General features: G+C 51.9%; 13 protein-coding genes. 12 read left to right on the top strand and 1 reads right to left on the bottom strand.

Translation table 11 applies throughout. The annotated features are described in order from the left end of the window. The first annotated feature begins 117 nt into the window (after positions 1-117). The 12 genes from ACLRGG_RS19920 to tssE all read left to right on the top strand — a co-directional run bounded on the left by ACLRGG_RS19920 (position 118) and on the right by tssE (position 16,814). Complete coding sequence (locus tag ACLRGG_RS19920; RefSeq protein WP_416251390.1) at positions 118-2,571, top strand: type VI secretion system Vgr family protein; 2,454 nt, start codon at positions 118-120, stop codon at positions 2,569-2,571. Beyond that, entirely contained in the window at positions 2,568-4,478 is a 1,911-nt protein-coding gene (locus ACLRGG_RS19915) for a lipase family protein (protein WP_416251389.1), read from the top strand. The genes ACLRGG_RS19920 and ACLRGG_RS19915 overlap by 4 nt, the downstream gene beginning before the upstream one ends. After that, positions 4,462-5,223 carry a hypothetical protein gene (locus ACLRGG_RS19910; RefSeq protein WP_416251388.1) on the top strand — a complete coding sequence of 254 codons (762 nt, stop codon included), beginning with the start codon at positions 4,462-4,464 and terminating at the stop codon, positions 5,221-5,223. The genes ACLRGG_RS19915 and ACLRGG_RS19910 overlap by 17 nt, the downstream gene beginning before the upstream one ends. A 556-nt stretch (positions 5,224-5,779) precedes the next feature. Further along, on the top strand, positions 5,780-6,046 hold the full coding sequence (locus ACLRGG_RS19905) for a PAAR domain-containing protein (RefSeq protein ID WP_416251387.1): 267 nt from the start codon (positions 5,780-5,782) through the stop codon (positions 6,044-6,046). Between the two features lie 3 nt (positions 6,047-6,049). Then, a complete protein-coding gene (locus ACLRGG_RS19900; protein ID WP_416251386.1) occupies positions 6,050-7,204 on the top strand; it encodes a KPHS_23130 family T6SS system protein in 1,155 nt (384 codons plus the stop codon). Beyond that, positions 7,191-10,613 (top strand): ImcF-related family protein, encoded by a 3,423-nt coding sequence (locus ACLRGG_RS19895; RefSeq protein ID WP_416251385.1) that lies wholly within the window; start codon positions 7,191-7,193, stop codon positions 10,611-10,613. The genes ACLRGG_RS19900 and ACLRGG_RS19895 overlap by 14 nt, the downstream gene beginning before the upstream one ends. Next, positions 10,613-12,208 carry a type VI secretion system protein TssA gene (tssA, locus tag ACLRGG_RS19890; RefSeq protein WP_416251384.1) on the top strand — a complete coding sequence of 532 codons (1,596 nt, stop codon included), beginning with the start codon at positions 10,613-10,615 and terminating at the stop codon, positions 12,206-12,208. Before ACLRGG_RS19895 ends, tssA begins: the two co-directional genes overlap by 1 nt. A 64-nt stretch (positions 12,209-12,272) precedes the next feature. Continuing rightward, positions 12,273-13,013, top strand: a complete 741-nt coding sequence (locus tag ACLRGG_RS19885) for a YidX family protein (RefSeq protein ID WP_416251383.1) — start codon at positions 12,273-12,275, stop codon at positions 13,011-13,013. 17 nt (positions 13,014-13,030) lie between these two features. Then, the gene (gene tssF, locus ACLRGG_RS19880; RefSeq protein ID WP_416251382.1) at positions 13,031-14,794 is read left to right on the top strand and encodes a type VI secretion system baseplate subunit TssF; all 1,764 of its coding nucleotides are present in this window, start codon (positions 13,031-13,033) and stop codon (positions 14,792-14,794) included. Further along, a complete protein-coding gene (gene tssG / locus ACLRGG_RS19875; RefSeq protein WP_416251381.1) occupies positions 14,749-15,852 on the top strand; it encodes a type VI secretion system baseplate subunit TssG in 1,104 nt (367 codons plus the stop codon). The genes tssF and tssG overlap by 46 nt, the downstream gene beginning before the upstream one ends. Next, on the top strand, positions 15,833-16,369 hold the full coding sequence (gene tssJ, locus ACLRGG_RS19870; RefSeq protein WP_416251403.1) for a type VI secretion system lipoprotein TssJ: 537 nt from the start codon (positions 15,833-15,835) through the stop codon (positions 16,367-16,369). The genes tssG and tssJ overlap by 20 nt, the downstream gene beginning before the upstream one ends. Further along, complete coding sequence (gene tssE / locus ACLRGG_RS19865; RefSeq protein ID WP_416251380.1) at positions 16,362-16,814, top strand: type VI secretion system baseplate subunit TssE; 453 nt, start codon at positions 16,362-16,364, stop codon at positions 16,812-16,814. The genes tssJ and tssE overlap by 8 nt, the downstream gene beginning before the upstream one ends. 81 nt (positions 16,815-16,895) lie before the next feature. On the opposite strand, the gene ACLRGG_RS19860 is transcribed toward tssE, so the two are convergent. After that, positions 16,896-17,493 (bottom strand): integrase core domain-containing protein (locus ACLRGG_RS19860; RefSeq protein WP_416251379.1); only part of this gene is annotated, 598 nt, incomplete at its 5' end.

Genomic DNA, 17,493 nt, shown 5'->3' with positions numbered 1-17,493 from the left:
GAGATAACTTGGCTATACGGTGGAGCGGATAAATAAAATAATTTAAATTTTATATCGTTGTCTTTCTTTCCATCACTGGTCACTCAGGATGCTGAAATATTACACGGAGTAAAGATCGTGAGCCTGACAGATACACTGAGCAGTTTAATCCAAACCCCGCTAAACCGTTACCAACTGGATATTCCGTCGTTTGCGGCAAATATTGACGTGGAAGGTTTCAGCGGTTCAGAAGCGATGAGTACACTGTACAGGTACACCATCAACTTCACGAGTGCCGACAAGAACATTGATGCACGCCAGATGCTGAGTAAGCCGGCAACGCTGACCATGGGCACGGGTAACCTGCTCTCTCTGACGGAGCGCAAGGTGGTTCACGGGGTGGTCACTCACTTTGAGCGTACCGGTGGCTCCGCGGATGAAGCGCAGTACTGCATTGTGCTGGAACCGTTTCTGGCGCTGCTGGGCAATCAGTTTCGTACTCACCGCTTTTTCGTCAATAAATCGATCCCGGAAGTGGTGTCAGAGGTGCTCACGGAGCATGGACTGAAAGACTGGGAGTATGAGTTCACGCTCAAAGCCGACTATCCGAAGCGCGAGCAGATTAACCAGTACCAGGAAAACGACCTCGCCTTCATTGAACGCCTGCTGGCAGAGGTGGGGATTTTTTACTTTTTTACCCTGCAGCCCGACACCCAGACCGAAGTGGTGCACTTTGCGGACAAGCAGAGCGCCTGGACGTTTGGGAAAAAGCTCCCGCTGAACAGCCCGTCAGGGANNAACCACCGTGAAGCCCAGAATATCCTGACTTCAGTACCGGCGGACATGACCCGCGGAGACGGGGAGGGAAACACTTACGGCGATGTGTATCACTACCGCCCACGTCACCTTGAACGTGGCGACAAAATCACGCCGACGGCAGAAACCGGTAACTTCTGGGCACGCCTGGAGCATGAGCGCTTCCTGTCTACTCAGACCACGGTGACCGGCAGCAGCACCGACCATACCCTCAGTCCGGCTCAGGTGCTGACTATTACCGAAATGGCTATCCCGCCAACACTGCCCCGTGAAACGGAGAACGGAGTTGTTATTATCCGAACGGGCTACTACGCCAGCCGTAAGAATGCCCTGAAAGTGGCATGGGTAGCGATGCCATACTACGAGAACCGTTGCTGGCGTCCTGCTGCTAAAAAGCGCCCGGTGGTCAGCGGCACCCTGATGGCGCGTGTGACCAGCGCCAGAGAGAACGACATCTACGCCTGGCAGGATGCATCGGGCATGTACCGGGTGAAGTTTGATGCTGACCGCGACGACAAGCGTCAGGGCATGGAAAGTATGCCGGTGCGCTTCGCCAGGCCTTACGGTGGTGATAAGTACGGATTCCACTTCCCGCTGATCCAGGGCACTGAAGTCGCCATTGCGTTCCATGAGGGCGATCCGGATCGTCCTTATATCGCCCATGCCCTGCACGACTCCCGCCACGTCGACCACGTCACTGAGGCCAATAGCACGCGCAATGTTATCCGCACAGCTGGCCTGAACAAACTGCGGATGGAGGACAAGCGCGGCGAAGAGCACATTAAGCTCAGTACAGAGTACGGTGGTAAGACCCAACTTAATTTAGGGCACAACGTCGATGAGGAGCGCGTTGTTAGAGGAGAAGGTGCAGAGTTGCGCACTGATGATTGGGTAGCTGTTCGGGGGGGGAAAGGGATTTTAATAAGTGCTGATTCTCAACCAAATGCTGAAGGTGTAATGCTTGATATGCGTAAAGCTGTACAGCAACTGGAACAGGCTCTTGCCCTCGCAAAAAGTCTGAGCAAAGCAGCTGAGACAGCAAAAGCAACTTCGGCAGATTCAGATAGCCAATCGAGTCTGAATAACGCGCTCTCCGGACTGCAAAAACCAGGGATATTAGCCTCTTCACCGATGGGAATTGGGATGGTCAGTCCCGAAGCAGTTCGGATTGCGTCTGGAAGTCAAAGTGTAGGAATCGTATCTGGTCGCAATACGGATATAAGCGCCGCTCAGACGGTAACTGTTGCGGCGTCGAAAGCTGTAAGTTTATTTGCACAAAGTGCAGGGATGCAACTTTTTGCAGGACAGGGAAAAGTTGATGTACAGGCGCAGGGGGACGCACTGAATGTTCAGGCATTGAAGGATGTCACTGTTACCAGCAATAGCGGTAGCGTGACGATAAATGCCAGTAAGGAATTAACTCTTGTTTGTAATGGGGTTTATATCAAGATCAGTGGCGGAAATATTGAACTTGGATGTCCGGGGAATATCCTGCTGAAAGCTGCGAATGTGCAAAAAATGGGGGCGGCAAACTTAAATCTGTCTCCTCAGGAACTGCCTAAAGGATTTAAAGGCGGGTTTGCAATAACTAACCAGGAAACGGGTGAAGTGATGCCTTACACCCATTATAAGGTTACCACCGCTGAAGGTGATGTTTACTCAGGGACAACAGATAAGCTCGGAAATACTATGCCAATTTATACTGCGTCTCCATCATCAATGAAAATTGAGTTTCCTCTAAGCAGTACTGACAGCGAGCAAGGAGCTTCATCATGAGTGAATCAAGAACATCAGCGGTAGGGACATTCGGAAAAGCTCAAGCTCCAGCGCAAAAGAAATGCTGGGTTGAGATTCAATTGGTTGATGAGAATAATAACGCCGTAGCTAACATGCCATGGCGGGGAGAAAACGCGGCTAGCCGAGATAAAGTTATTCAGCCTTATAGCGGAGTTACTGATTCAGAAGGTATTTTGAGAATCGATGATTTGCTTCATCCTGATCTCACTCTTTTTGCTGAAGCTCAAGCACTTGTTGATGAAATGGAGCAAAGGCCTTTAAGTATAGAAAGAACATACTCGTATTCTATGAAAATGTCGCCAGTGACTGTCGATAACAAAACTAATAACATTTGTTATTATGTTGTTGTAGGGCAGTTGTGCGATAAAGCACCAAATATCCCAGGCTGGAATAATAAAGAATTACCGGCTTTTCATTTCCCTGACCCTGATTTTTCCGGGTTAACCATTTCGAATATGTATTTTAATTCGAGGGTTATAGTGAAGGTATGTCCATTTAGAGCATGGAATATTCTTCTTGATCATACCAAAGATTACTCTATCATTAATGCATTTAATTTGGGGCTTTTAGCCGAGTTTGCTTATTCTGACAAAGAAAAAGTACTATCTTTTTTTAATGACCAATGCCAAGACTTATCTAAAGTTCCTAATATGCTCTATGAAACCATTTCTGTCGATGTGCCGTTTAGAGAACGTTATGTAAATCCAGTATTTCTCGATACTACGGAAGGTGATTCTGGGGAAGGAGGAACCCAGCTTTTCTTCGTCAGTAATTTAACTAAGCTAATAGTAGGATGGAGAGGTACTGAGCCAGATAAACTAGCAGATCTTGGTGCTGATGGAACATTCAGGCCGCTGCCATGTCCAGATATAGTGCCTGCAGGTCATTGCCACAAAGGTTTTTTAGATGCTTTTAACTTAGTTGGAAAAAAATTCGGGGATCAATTCAAGCAAATTCAGAGCTTATCCAATGGACGTGAGCTTTTTATTGCTGGGCATAGTTTAGGCGGGGCATTGACACTAATTCATGCTACTGTACTGCGTGATTATCAACCAGTAATTTATACATATGGGATGCCGCGAGTGTTTACGGCATCGACTATTAATGAGATTCAAAATATTTCTCATTATAGACATGTAAACGACTCAGACTCAGTAACAAGCGTTCCACCGGAACTAGAGTTAGATAATAAACTTTATGACCTTTGGGGACCCTACGGTGTCGTCTATGGGTTCATCGGTTCTGTTTGGGCTATGGAAATTCAAGGCGCAGGAATTAAGTTTGGTGATCCTTATTGGCATCATGGTAGTACTGTCTGCTTTTTTAAGGCTGAGCAGTCTATTGTAAAGTATTTAAAAAGAATAATGCCACTTATAGGCATGGACGTTAGCAACCCTTATATGTCAATAAGGGAGATCTCATTTGATAAATGTAAGCTATATCTTGTTCCAGAACTTAATGAGCAAATGTTTTGCACTACAGCTGAAGAGCAAAATAAATTTGTAAAATGTTTGTCTCCTGAAAGCTTAAGGCATTACTTTCCTAAAAATACCAATCCTGATCTTGACTCTTGGACAAATCCAGTAAATCACTCTATGTCAAATAAATACATGCCATTTATCAATAATGAGTTGATTGAGTTGGTAGATCCTGAACGGCAAATGGAGAGGAAAATGAATCGAGAGAAATTCTCACGCACTGTTAACAATGCATCGAAATCAACAGAAAACACTTCAAAAAATGAAGTGGAAAGGAATAAGGTTTTTTTATCTTTGCAAGAAATGATGCCAAAAACATTAGGGGTATCAAAGACCGATAGCAATTGGGTGAATGCATTGGTCAGATTTAAACATACTGCAAAGGAAGAATATGAAAATATTAATTAGGAATATGGTGTTCATCTTTCCTTTTATTTTGTTAGGCTGTGATAAAGATGAGTCATTGAATCCTCCGCCTGATAGTGAAGTGGTTACTGTAATTGCAAAGATGCCAACGGACAGTAAAATACTGCCATTGGAAATTATGTATCGTTCAACCACTTGCTTGAAGAGCCGTAAAAATTCGAATGGGGATGTAGTAAAAGAACCTGGTTATCATTTTATCAAGGAAGAATTCAATCTTGCATTAGGTGACAGTATATTTAACCTCGACGTTTCACGCGATGGTGGCGGGCAGTGTAATTGGCGATTAAGCAATATAACTCTAGGATTTAATTTAAAAGAACTCCCATCAGATAAAGATGAAAAAAGTGAAAGCATTCCAATTAAAGAAATTATTGTATTTGATGATAATTCACCTCAGCGGCTAAGTGGAGCATATGAGGTTATTAATGGAAATGTCACCCTGAATGATGATTACTTCCCTTTAATAACAAAGCGCAGGAGTATCGGTAGCCCAGTGGAATATTCCATAGTTAGGTCCTCGCCAGATGTGATTTATAAATCAACATCGGCAAAAGAAGTTATTTTTGAGCCTAGGCTTCATTTTTTAAAAACCTTGCGAGCCACAGAACCAGCGGTGCAAAAGGTCGGGGTGTATATGTCAGTGTTGTACCCAGATGGAACCGTTGAGAACGGGCCATATTTCCCTAATTACAAAAAGCTTCAGTTGCTTGCAAAAGGTAGTGATTGATTGTTATTTATAATTAGAAAGTGTTTTAAATTAGAATTATCGAATTGCTACTCAAAATATATGCTGGTTATGAAATATTTTTTTCATCAAGTCTCTACGGAATTTGAGCATTATGCTTTTGCGCCGCTTTATATTTTCCATCTTTTAGCACAGATACAGGTTCAAGTGATGGTCTTGCTTTACTTATAACTGGATGGTTTGGTTTTTTTGTTGATCCTGCTGCTTCATTTTCTTGGTTAGCTAATCCATTTTATATAGCATCACTTATAGGAGTGATTAATAAAAAATAAAATAATATATTGTTCATATTGTCTCTGGTGTCATTTGTTTTAGCTATTTCTTTATTGGGAGTGAAAAAAATTATTGTAGACGCTGGAGGTTGTGACAGATTAATAATCTCTTATGGCTTAGGTTATTGGATGTGGGTAGCTGCTCCGTTTATCTTGATGGTTGGTCAATATATTGATATTAAACGGTGTGAAAGATTTAAAAAAAGCTAAATGGTTTCTGCTAATGGCTTTGTTTTTAGATCGTAAATGATTGCGGAGGTTTCAATATGTCAAACGGTTTTGTATTGCTGGGAGATAAAACAACGCATGGTGGTGAAGTGATCTCTGCTTCTTCAACTATGATAGTTAATAATAAAAAGGTGGCCTTAGTTGGGGATAAAGTAAGTTGTCCTAAAGAAGGCCACGGAATAAATGCCATTATAGAGGGGTCGTCTGAATGGTCTTCTGATGGTAAATCAGTTGTCGTGGATGGTTGCCATTGTGAATGTGGTTGTCAGGTCATCTCCAGCGCGCCGGATTGCGCTATAGGTTAATTAATGAGTTGGGAGCGTCAAAAATCACATGTTACTCCGATGCCGGAAGAACCTTCTCTTCTTATCTGGCTTATCGGTGGTCTCGCTGCATTGATCGCAGGAGGGTTGATTTTCGTTCTCCATGCTAATCAGTTGATGGGAGCAGGGCAGGATTACAATATTTGGGTTGTGTCCGGCTCTCCACCACTTATCTGGATTTTTTGCATTTGCCTGAGAGCCTGGCTCTATAACAATGGTGTTGATAAGCACGAATTTGAATCGAAAGAAGCTGACTACTCTCAACAGCAATGGACCGAATGGGCCGGGCGTTATCTGGCCGTAATGGGCAGTGAAGTGATCCTGCCTCAGTCACTGACAGTGCCAATGTTTATACCTAGAAGTACCGAATTAGAAGAATACAACGGGCTGGCCAGGCGGCTTGATATTAGCCCAGCTATAGCAGCATCATTAAAACAGCTTGAAGGCGTTAAAGTTGCGCTGAAGCGATTACCAACAGATATAGCGTTGAAGGCATTTCTGCTAACTGATTCACCTGAGGAAGATGCTGCCTTAAAAGCGATCTTTGATGAATGCTGGCGTGAGTTGATGCCAGCGGAGCGTCCTGTCCCCACATTGTCAGTGCAACGCTCTCTTTCTTTTGATTCAGTAGAACGAAGAATCAAAACGCCAGATATTTCTGTTGAGCTTGTCATGGTGCAACAGCTGTGTGGTCGTGATCGGTATAGCGATGCGCTTGCTACGCTGTTGCTGACAACTGATGATGTTGCGACCAAATATGAACTAGGCCACAACGTACGTCTGCTCCGTCCTATGTCTCTGGAAGGCGATGACATGCTCAGTGAATTTGAACTCTACTTTTCTACTCAGACCCAGTCTATCAATACTCAGCATATCATTGGTGACCACGTTCGTTGGGGGCAGTCGTTTTCATTGATGCTTAAAGCCAGTGAGTTACATCAGGGGCACTGGAAAACAGAACAGCTGCATTGGCTTGAGACATATGCCGGGCGCTGCGGGCCATTTTCCCCCTGGATAATGACTGCCATAGTCAGTGATGCGGTACAGCTACTGAAGACAGACTGTCTGATGTTATCGGAAGGTGAAGGGCAGCGTTTTATTAATACCGTGACAACAGGGAATAAGAATGAAAGCAGTTGAGGATACTGTATGGCGTGGGAACTGGGGGCGTTTCGGGCTGACAATAATTATTACTGCGGTAGTCGCCTGGCTAATCTGGAACTACGGTGACAAGGTTGGTTTGGATACTAGAGGCTTAAAATGGCTTGGGTTCGCAGGCGCTATGATTTTGGTTTTATTCATTCGCCATGGCGGGATCGTGCGTCAGGCAATCCAGGAGCGCTGGCATCGTTTTCAGGCTAAGCGAAAGAATGTCCTGCCTGCCGATGAAGGCCGCGTTAAACAGACCGCACCACGCAACGTCACCGTAGACACCATCCGCCTCGCTATGCGCAACCTCTACGGTCGCCGCTGGGGCCGTAAAACGCGCATTCTGCTAATAACCGGCACTGCCTCTGAGGTGGAACAGCTGACCCCCGGCCTTACAGCTCAGCTCTGGCAGGAAGATCGCGGTACTCTGTTGCTGTGGGGCGGTGACCTCAATACGCCAGCAGACAGTGCCTGGCTGACCGCGTTGCGTAAACTGCGCCGCCGTCCGGTGGATGGTCTTGTGTGGGTTACCTCGGCCTTTGACCAGATCTCAGCACCAGGGCTGGAGCAGCCGATGCCGGTACCGTCTGAAAGCACCATGGACTCCCTGTCTCACGCCATCAGCGCCCTTATGGAAACGCTTGGCTGGAAACTTCCCCTGTATGTCTGGTCCCTGCATCCGCGCGCCGGTCAGCCGGAAGGCCGCATTGTGCAGGCAACAGGCTGTCTGCTGCCTGGCGGATGCACTCCCGAAGGTCTGGCTGAGCAGCTCTCCGCCCTGACGCCGGAACTGACGTCACAGGGTCTGCAACAGACCTGTGATGATGTTAAACACAACTTCCTGCTGACGCTTGCCGACCAGCTCATTCGTGAACCGGAGAGCGTGACCGCGCCATTGTCGGTGATGCTCAATCCGTATCGCCCGCTGCCGCTGGTCGGTGTGGTGTTCAGTCAGCCCTCTTCCGGTGCTGAACGTGCCGTGACGCACCACTGGGGCATGGATAAGCGCTGGAATGTCCTGCCTGAGTCTGTCGGGATGCTTCCTGCCGCGCTGCGCCCCGTGAAACCGGGCATTCCGTGGCGCAGAGTGTTGGCGTCTGCTGCTGCGCTTACGATGGTGGGCTGGGCAGTGTGGATGAGCATCGCGTATGTCACCAATCGCAGCCAGATTGCCGGTGCGAATGCCCAGGCATCTCTTGCCGCCCGGGAGAATCAGCCGCTGGAGCAGCGTCTGCATGCGCTGTCGGAACTGCAGAAGACCCTGGCTCGCCTGCAGTACCGCGCTGAGCATGGCGCGCCGTGGTATGAACGTGCCGGGCTGAGTCAGAATAATGCGCTGCTTGCCGCGCTCTGGCCCCGTTATCAGGACAGTGCGCAGCCGCTGCTGCGCGATGCCGCAGCCAGCCATTTGCAAATACAACTCAATGCCTTTAATGCGCTGCCGCCGGGTAGCCCGTTGCGGGAGCAGATGGCAAAAAAAACGTATGACCAGCTGAAGCTCTACCTGATGCTGGCGCGTCCCGAGCATATGGATGCAGCCTGGTTCAGCTCTGCTTTGCTGAATGACTGGCCGAAGCGTAACGGTGTGAAAGATGGCGTCTGGCAGGGCGTGGCCCCGTCACTGCTGTCGTTCTGGGGGGCGCAGCTGATTGCGCACCCGGAGTGGAAGATTCGTGCCGATGAGGGCATGGTCAGCCAGGCGCGCTCCCTGCTGGTTCGCCTGATGGGCATGCGTAACAGCGAATCAACGCTGTACCAGAAGATGCTCTCTCAGGTGGCGCACCTCTATGTCGATATGCGACTTGAAGACATGACCGGCGATACTGATGCATCGCGTCTGTTCAGTTCTGCCGAAATTGTGCCGGGCATGTTTACCCGACAGGCCTGGGAGCAGGCGGTACAGCCTGCCATTGAAAAAGTGGTGAAAGCACGCCGGGACGAACTTGACTGGGTACTCACGGACAGTCAGCGTCAGGTGAATAAACAGGATGAAACCTCGCCAGAAGCGCTGAAAAAGCGGCTGACGGAGCGCTACTTTACGGACTTTAGCGGGGCCTGGCTGGAGTTCCTCAACAGCCTGCGCTGGAACCCGGCCGCCACGCTGTCGGATTCCATTGACCAGTTGACGCTAATGGCCGATGTGCGCCAGTCACCTCTGGTGGCGCTGATGAACACCCTGAATGTGCAGGGGCGTACCGGACAGACTGGCGAAGCGATTTCCGACTCACTGGTGAAATCCGCGAAGAATCTGCTGGGGGGTGACAACAGGGATGCCATTGACCAGAGTGCCGGTGTTCACGGGCCGCTGGATGCGACCTTCGGTCCGGTGCTGGCGCTGATGGATAAAAGTAACACCGGGGTACAGGCACTGAGCCTGCAGTCGTACCTGACCCGCGTGACCCAGGTCCGTCTGCGCCTGCAGCAGGTGACCAACGCCGCCGACCCGCAGGCGATGACCCAGACTATTGCCCGGACGGTATTCCAGGGAAAAGCCGTGGATCTGACCGAAACCCGCGACTACGGCAGCCTGATTGCTGCAGGCCTGGGGCAAGAGTGGAGTAGTTTTGGTCGTTCGGTGTTTGTGAACCCGATGGAGCAGGCCTGGCAGCAGGTGTTGACCCCGGCGGCCGGGAGCCTCAATGCCCAGTGGCAACAGGCGGTGGTGGCTGAGTGGAACAGCGTCTTTGGGGGGCGCTATCCGTTTAACAACTCCAGCAGTGATGTTTCATTGCCGCTGCTGGCTAAATACCTCAATGCCGATTCCGGGCGTATCGCGCAGTTCCTGCAAACCCGTCTGAAAGGGGTGCTGCACCGGGAAGGTAGCCGCTGGGTGCCGGACAGCATCAACTCGCAGGGGCTGGTGTTTAACCCGGCATTTCTCAGTGCCATCAACACCCTGAGCCATATCTCGGATGTGGCCTTCACCGAAGGCAATGCCGGTATGCACTTTGAGCTGCGACCGGGCACCGCCGATGGTGTGATGCAGACCGACATGATTATCGACAGCCAGAAGCTGACCTATATGAACCAGCTGCCGGCGTGGAAGCGCTTCACATGGCCTGCGGATACCGAAGCGCCCGGCGCAAACCTGAGCTGGATTAGCACGCAGGCGGGTACCCGCCAGTACGAGGATATTCCGGGTAGCTGGGGCTGGATCCGCCTGCTCGATAAAGCCAGCGTGAAAGCGTATCCGGGGGTGGGAAGCAGCTACAGCCTGAGCTGGAAAGCTCCGGACGGTCGCATGCTCAATTATACCCTGCGTACCGAAGCTGGCGAGGGGCCGCTGGCGCTGCTGAAACTGCGTAATTTCCGTCTGCCGGAAACCATCTTCAGCACCACCGGTATCGCACCGTCAGACCATGTCGCCAGTGCGAACAGTGATGCAGAGGAGGTCTACTGATGAGCACGCTCAATGCCTTACTCAGTGCCTGCCAGACAGAACAGGAACCATTACTTGTGGCGACCCGTGAGCGTGTGGCGCAGTGGGACAACTGGCTGCAACCGCTGTCCGGACCCTCGCCCGCTGGCGAAGACCCGGGCTATGACGATGACTTCCAGCAGATGCGAGAAGAGGTCAACAAACTCTCCGGCGCGGATACCGAACTCATTTGCCGCCTGGCAGAGAAGCTGCTGACCACCACTGCAAAAGACATTCGCGTCGTGACGTACTACTGCTGGGCAAAGCTGCACCGCGAAGGCGAGCAGGGACTGGCCGAAGGCCTGGAGCTACTGGCCGGACTGCTGGAGCGCTTTGGTACACAGCTACACCCGCAGCGTGACCGCAGCCGTAAGGCGGCGCTGGAATGGCTGGCGGGTTCGCGTATGACGGATTCGCTCTCTCTGTACCCGGAAGTGGTCAGGAACGATGCGATGCGCACCACCGGAGCGCTGTTGCTGATTGCGCAGCTTACCGAAAATGAGCCGGATGAAATACGCCCGCAATTCAATGCGCTGTACGGTGCTCTGGAAAGCCGTCTGCAGAAAGCGGGTGGCGTGGATGCGGTCGTGCCGCAGAATGCCAGTACCAGCGAAACACCTTCCACGACTGGCCACAGTGATGCACCTTCAATCGGGCGTATCACGTCCGGTCAGGATTTGCTGTCACAGGCCCGTACGCTCAGTGAATACCTGCGTGAGCAGCCCGATGGCTGGCTGTCAGCCCACCATCTGATGAAAAGCCTGCGTCATGACACCCTGCGGGCCATTCCGGCACCGGATGCACAGGGACGTACCCGTATCGAACCTCCGAGAGCAGACCAGCGTGCGTTGCTCAAGCGCCTGTATCTGCAGCAAAACTGGGCTGAGATGCTGGAAACGGCGGACAGCACCTTTTCCCGCTGTGCCAATCACCTGTGGCTGGATTTGCAGTGGTATATCCACCAGGCGCTGACGAAATCCGGCCAGGAGACGCTGGCCGACATTGTCGCAGCTGATCTGAAAGGGCTGCTTTCGCGCCTGTCCGGGCTGGAGACGCTGGCGTTCAGTGACGGTACGCCGTTTGCGGACGAAGTGACGCTGAACTGGATCCGGCAGAGCGTGTTGGATACGGGCGCCGGGTGGGGCAACGACACACCATCAGTCCCGATAAGCGCCGGTAACGATGACATTCTGGTACTGGAGCCGGAAGCCGTGGCGCTTGCCGACAGTGAAGGCCCGGATGCCGCGCTGAACTGGTTGCAGAGCCGTCCCGGGATCACAACGACACGTCAGCGCTGGCTGCTGCGCCTGCTGATGGGACGTATCGCGGAGCAGTACGGGAAGAATGAGCTGGCGATGCATCTGTTTGCTGAGCTGGGGGAGCGTGCCGGAGAGGTGACGCTCAGCGACTGGGAGCCGGAGCTGCTGTTTGAGGTGCGGGCCCGTCATCTGAAACTGCTGAGAATTAAAGCGAGTCGGGCAGAGTCGGACAAAGCTCGCCTGCACACTGAAATGGAAAGCCTGCTTGCCGGGTTAATTGCTATCGATCCTGCCCGCGCGGTAGTCCTGTGCGGGTAGTGCAAAGAAATGAATTCCGGAAGTGATGCCGGTGATATTAATGATTTTAGGAATATAAACTTTCATGAAAAGAACTAAATCTGCAGCATGTATTGGCATGGTGCTATTACTGTCCGGGTGCACTGCAATTTTGTGGGGTGGAAATAAAGTCGCAGGTAGCCATCAGGTGAATGTTATGAAAATGCAGGATAATGTCACCGATATTTTTCAGTATAAAAACCTCGCCGCTTCTGTTGTTCAGGATAAGACTAAGATACCTCTGATTATTCCTTCGGAAGGCATTGCATTTCTGGGTGAGAAAAACGTCTATATTCTGACGAGGGGGGCTGGCGAATTGCTGTCTTTAAACAAATTAACAGACAAAATCCCACTGATTGCAGGTAAGGAAGAAAATACGCTCAAACTTCAGTTGGCTCGCCCTGTAAAAGGGGATGCTGTCGTTCACTTTGAGGATTCATTACGTGTCTGGGTTAATAAAAGCGCAGGTGAGCTTTCAGAAAACGATATAGATGTCATTAAGCATTCAGGATTCCGGAGCGCGAAGGAGGGATACTGGAAAGACGTCAATATTGTGGGCATGGTTCTTCCAGGGAAAAGTATCAATTATACATTTACCAATAACGAGTCACTGGGGCGAAAGTATAAAATCGAATTTTACGCTACCGATAGTGAAATCGACTTTTCTCCGAAGAATCTTGCTACCAACATTGTGCTCACACCTGTGGCACTTGCTGCAGATATCGTATTTTTCCCTGTCTCCCTCACGTTTCTGCGCTTAATCATCGGGCAACAACACCAGGGCTAACTCCTGCTGGAACGCATATGAATGATCAGACCCTGCGCTATTTTGATGCGGAAATGCGCTATCTGCGTGAAGCTGCGAAAGAGTTCGCGCAAACCCACCCCGATCGGGCGGCAATGCTCGACCTGGATAAGGCTGGCACACCCGATCCGTATGTAGAACGCCTGCTTGAAGGGTTTGCCTTCTCTATGGGGCGGCTGCGCGAAAAAATTGACGACGACCTGCCGGAACTGACGGAAGGTCTGGTCAGCATGCTCTGGCCACACTACCTGCGCACTATTCCGTCCCTCTCGGTGGTGGCACTGACCCCGGCCCTGCATGCCATGAAAATGGCGGAAGTGGTGCCCGCAGGCCTTGAGATATATTCCCGTCCTGTGGGGCCGAAGAACACCGTCTGTCGCTACCGCACCACCCGGGATGTGATGCTCAATCCCCTGAGCGTTTCGGGCATTACCATGACCACTGAGCCTGACGGTCGTTCGCTGTTGCGGATGCGCTGTGCCTGCAGCAGCCAGGCAGACTGGTCCGGTGCTGACCTCAGCCGTCTGAGCCTGTATCTCGGAGCTGATGCACTGGTCAGCAGCCAGCTGCACCTGATGCTGACCAGACGGCAGGCCGCACTCTATATGCGCCTGCCTGGCCAGACCGACCGTATTCGTGTTGACGGGTACTTCTCACCGGGTGGGTTTGCCGAAGAGGACGGTCTGTGGCCGAAAGGCGATACCGCGTTCAGCGGCTACCAGCTGTTGCTGGAATACTTCACCTTCCGGGACAAATTTATGTTTGTCCACCTTAACGGTCTGGAGGGCATCACGCCACCTGCCGGCGCGGAGTATTTCGATATTGAAGTGGTGTTCAGTACACCATGGCCATCTGACCTGCCGGTCACCGATGATGCGGTTCGCCTCCACTGCGTACCGGTGATTAACCTGTTCACCCTGGAAGCTGACCCGCTCACCATCACCGGGCTTGAAAGCGAGTACCTGCTGCGCCCCAAACGGCTGCAGGACGGGCATACCGAGATTTATTCGGTGGATTCGGTAACCGGCTCAAACCGGACCAGTGACGCGGAGTACGTCCCGTTCAGCAGCTTCCGCCACAAGGGCGGGATGATGCGCCGTCACGCACCTCCTCGCTATTACCACACCCGCGTGAAGCGCAGTGTGACCGGGCTGTATGACACCTGGCTCATTCTGGGTGGTCATCAGTGGGAAGCTGACCGTCTGGTCGACCGTGAAGCCGTGTCGCTGCAAATCACCGGGACCAATGGTCAGCTGCCGCGCCGGGCGCTGCAGAGCACATTGCTTGACCGCTGCGAACAGGTGGTGCAGACGCCGCTTTCGGTGAGCAACCTCTGTAAGCCAACGCTGCCGGTTTACCCGCCAGCGGAAGACCGTTTTCACTGGCGGGTACTGAGTCACCTGGGGTCGGGGTTCCTTAACATGATGAGCACGGCTGAAGTGCTGCGTGGGACGCTTGCGCTCTATAACTGGCAGGAAGATGAACTGAACACCCGGCGTCTGGAGGCGATTCAGCAGGTGGCGCATCATCGCCTGCAGCGGTTTGAACAGGGTTATCTGCTGCGGGGACTGGATATCGAAGTAACTCTTGACAGCAACGGGTTTACCGGCGAGGGCGATATTCATCTGTTCGGTGAAATGCTCAACCGCTTATTCGCGCTCTATGCCGATATGAATCAGTTTAACCAGCTCACCCTTATCGTTCAGCCAGAAGGAAAATGCATCCGGTGGAAAGAGAACCACAGCCCGCGCCTGCCCGGCTGATAGCGCAGCTGGGCGATCGGCTGCCGCACATGAATTTTTACCGCTTCTGCCAGCTGCTGGAACAGAGCCAGCCGGATAAACCGGTCACCGGCAGTACCTGGCAGGTACGTCATGAACCGGTACGTTTTCGTCCACATCCGGGGATGGGCTTCCCGGCTTCAGAAATCAGGTCATTCGAAGCTGCTGAGCACCCGCATCTTCCGCCGACGGTACGCATCACCTTTATGGGACTCTACGGCGTGGAGTCCCCGCTGCCGACGCATTATATCGATGACATTACCCAGCGGCGGGAAGGGTATGAAGCGACTGCGGATTTCCTTGATATCTTCAACCACCGGCTGATTGCCCAGTACTACCGTATCTGGCGTAAATACTCCTACCCGGCGACTTTCGAAGAAGGCGGTAAGGATAAAACCTCGCAGTACCTGCTGGGACTGGCCGGGCTCGGCATTGACGGCTGCACGGACAGTATCGCGGCCCCGGCCTCACGCTTTCTGGCGCTGCTGCCGGTCATGTTACTGCCCGGACGTACCGCAGAAGGTATGGCCTCGCTGGTGCGCCTGCTGGCACCCAACACGCTGGCGAAAATCTGGCACCATGACAAACGCCGCGTGCCCCTGAAGAAGTCCCTGACCATGAGCGTGCGCCAGCCTGTCACCCTGACAAACCGTCCGGTGATGGGCAGTTATGCCACCGACGTGAACAGCCAGGTGCTGATGCGCCTGACCACCTCAGACCAGTCTGAAGTGCAGGGCTGGTTACCGGGCGGGGAGCTTCACACAGATTTAATGGCGCTGCTGCATGTCTATCTTGGCTCCCGCCTTGATGTGCGGTTACAGCTGTGTGTCGACCGTAGCCTGCTGCCGGACGCGACGATGAGCACTAAACCCAACGCCGGCGCAGCGCAACTGGGCCGTACCGCCGTGATGCGGCCGCTGAATGCGGCAAACACCCTCACGCACCCCAAAACCATAACCATCAATCTTGGCCGCTATGAGCGGGTACAGGAAAATATTCACCGCAGGGAGACCGATGAAGATGGCGATTACCGCTGGTAAGTTTCCTCTGGCTGCGCTGGCCGTTGGTATCACACTGATACTGGCGGGCTGTGGCCTGACCCAGAAAGTCACGGATGGCACGGTTGCCATGACCAAATCGATATTTTATAAACAGGTAAAAACCCTGCACCTTGATATCCGCGCCCGCGAGGCCGTGAACAGCAATGCCGGTGGTGTGCCGCTGTCGACGGTGGTGCGTATTTATCAGCTAAAGGACCGCAAGACCTTCGACAGCACGGACTACCCGTCACTGTTTAAGGCCGACAGTCAGGCTATTAAATCAGACCTGGTGGCAGAGAAAGATATCCGCCTGCAGCCGGGCGGGGCGGTGACGGTCGATATGCCGATGGAGGAAGATGCGCAGTACGTGGCGGTAGCGGGGATGTTTATGTCGCCGGACCAGGTGAACAACACCTGGCGTGTAGTCCTGAGTCGTGATGACCTCGATCCGGATAAAGCCCGGGTGATTGAGGCCGGTAACAACCGCCTGACCCTGAAGGCGCTGAAAGATGAATGAAATTCCGCGTCCGTCGCTGTATGAAACGCTCTACGGCAACTTTACCGGCGGCCTCAATCTCCATCAGGTCAGTGAAGAAAATCAGGTCATCCTGTCAGTGCTTGACAATATGCAGCGCATCCTCAACAGCCGTGCGGGAGCGCTGGCGCATCTGCCGGACTATGGCCTGCCCGATATGACCAGAGTTCTTCAGGGCATGCCGGGTACCGCCCATGAGCTGATGGGCACCCTTTCGGCTGTGCTGCTTAAATATGAGCCGCGACTAAAAAAAATAACCGTTGTCCTGCTGGAGCAGAACGTTCCCGGTGAGTTGCGATACGCCATCGATGCTGAACTAAAGGGCATTGGCCTCGTACGCTACGGCACCGAGTTTATGCCCGAGGGACGAGTGATGCTGAGACATCTGAAGCAACAGCAGTATATCGATACCGCAACCCGCCTGTAAGGCCAGATAAAATCATGTCAGTATGTATTAGCTCAGACCTGATCTGACAGTTACCGGTTGTTTATACAGGTGCCTGTCAGATTACATCTGGCTTAAATTTTTCTCAGCCCAGATGTGTTTTCCATCAAGTAATGTTTCCATTGGCGTCCGGCCACAGCACATTTTCCCCTGATGGGTTCGCTCATTATTATAGTGAGCCAGCCATTCATCAAGATCCGACTGTAATGTATCGAGTTCGCCATACAGTTTTTTGCGAAACGCTACCTGATAAAACTCTTGCAATATCGTTCTGTGAAACCGTTCGCAGATGCCGTTCGTCTGCGGCGACATCGCTTTGGTTTTCGTATGGTCAATATCATTTATTGCCAGATAAAGCTGATAATCATGTTGCTCCACTTTGCCACAGTACTCTGTGCCTCTGTCAGTCAGTATTCCCAACACAGGCAGTCCCTTAGACGCGTAGAACGGCAGCACACGGTCATTCAGCAGATCTGCTGCTGTAATCGGCGTTTTGGTGACATACAGCTTGCAGTGAGCGACCTTCGAGTAGGTATCGTCATCGTCTGTCAGCCAGTGTGCCCGTGCGCCATCTTCGCGGGCGGCGCGGCGGGTGCCGTTTTCAAAATCGTAATCAAAAGTAAGCTGCTCACCCGCGCTGTTGCGGTAAGCCAGCACGCGG

Source organism: Erwinia sp. PPS120 (assembly GCF_047918655.1).
GTDB classification, from domain to species: Bacteria; Pseudomonadota; Gammaproteobacteria; order Enterobacterales; family Enterobacteriaceae; genus Erwinia; species Erwinia tasmaniensis_A.
The sequence above is the reverse complement of the archived record's forward strand: the minus strand, read 5'-3'. Positions and strand labels throughout refer to the sequence as shown.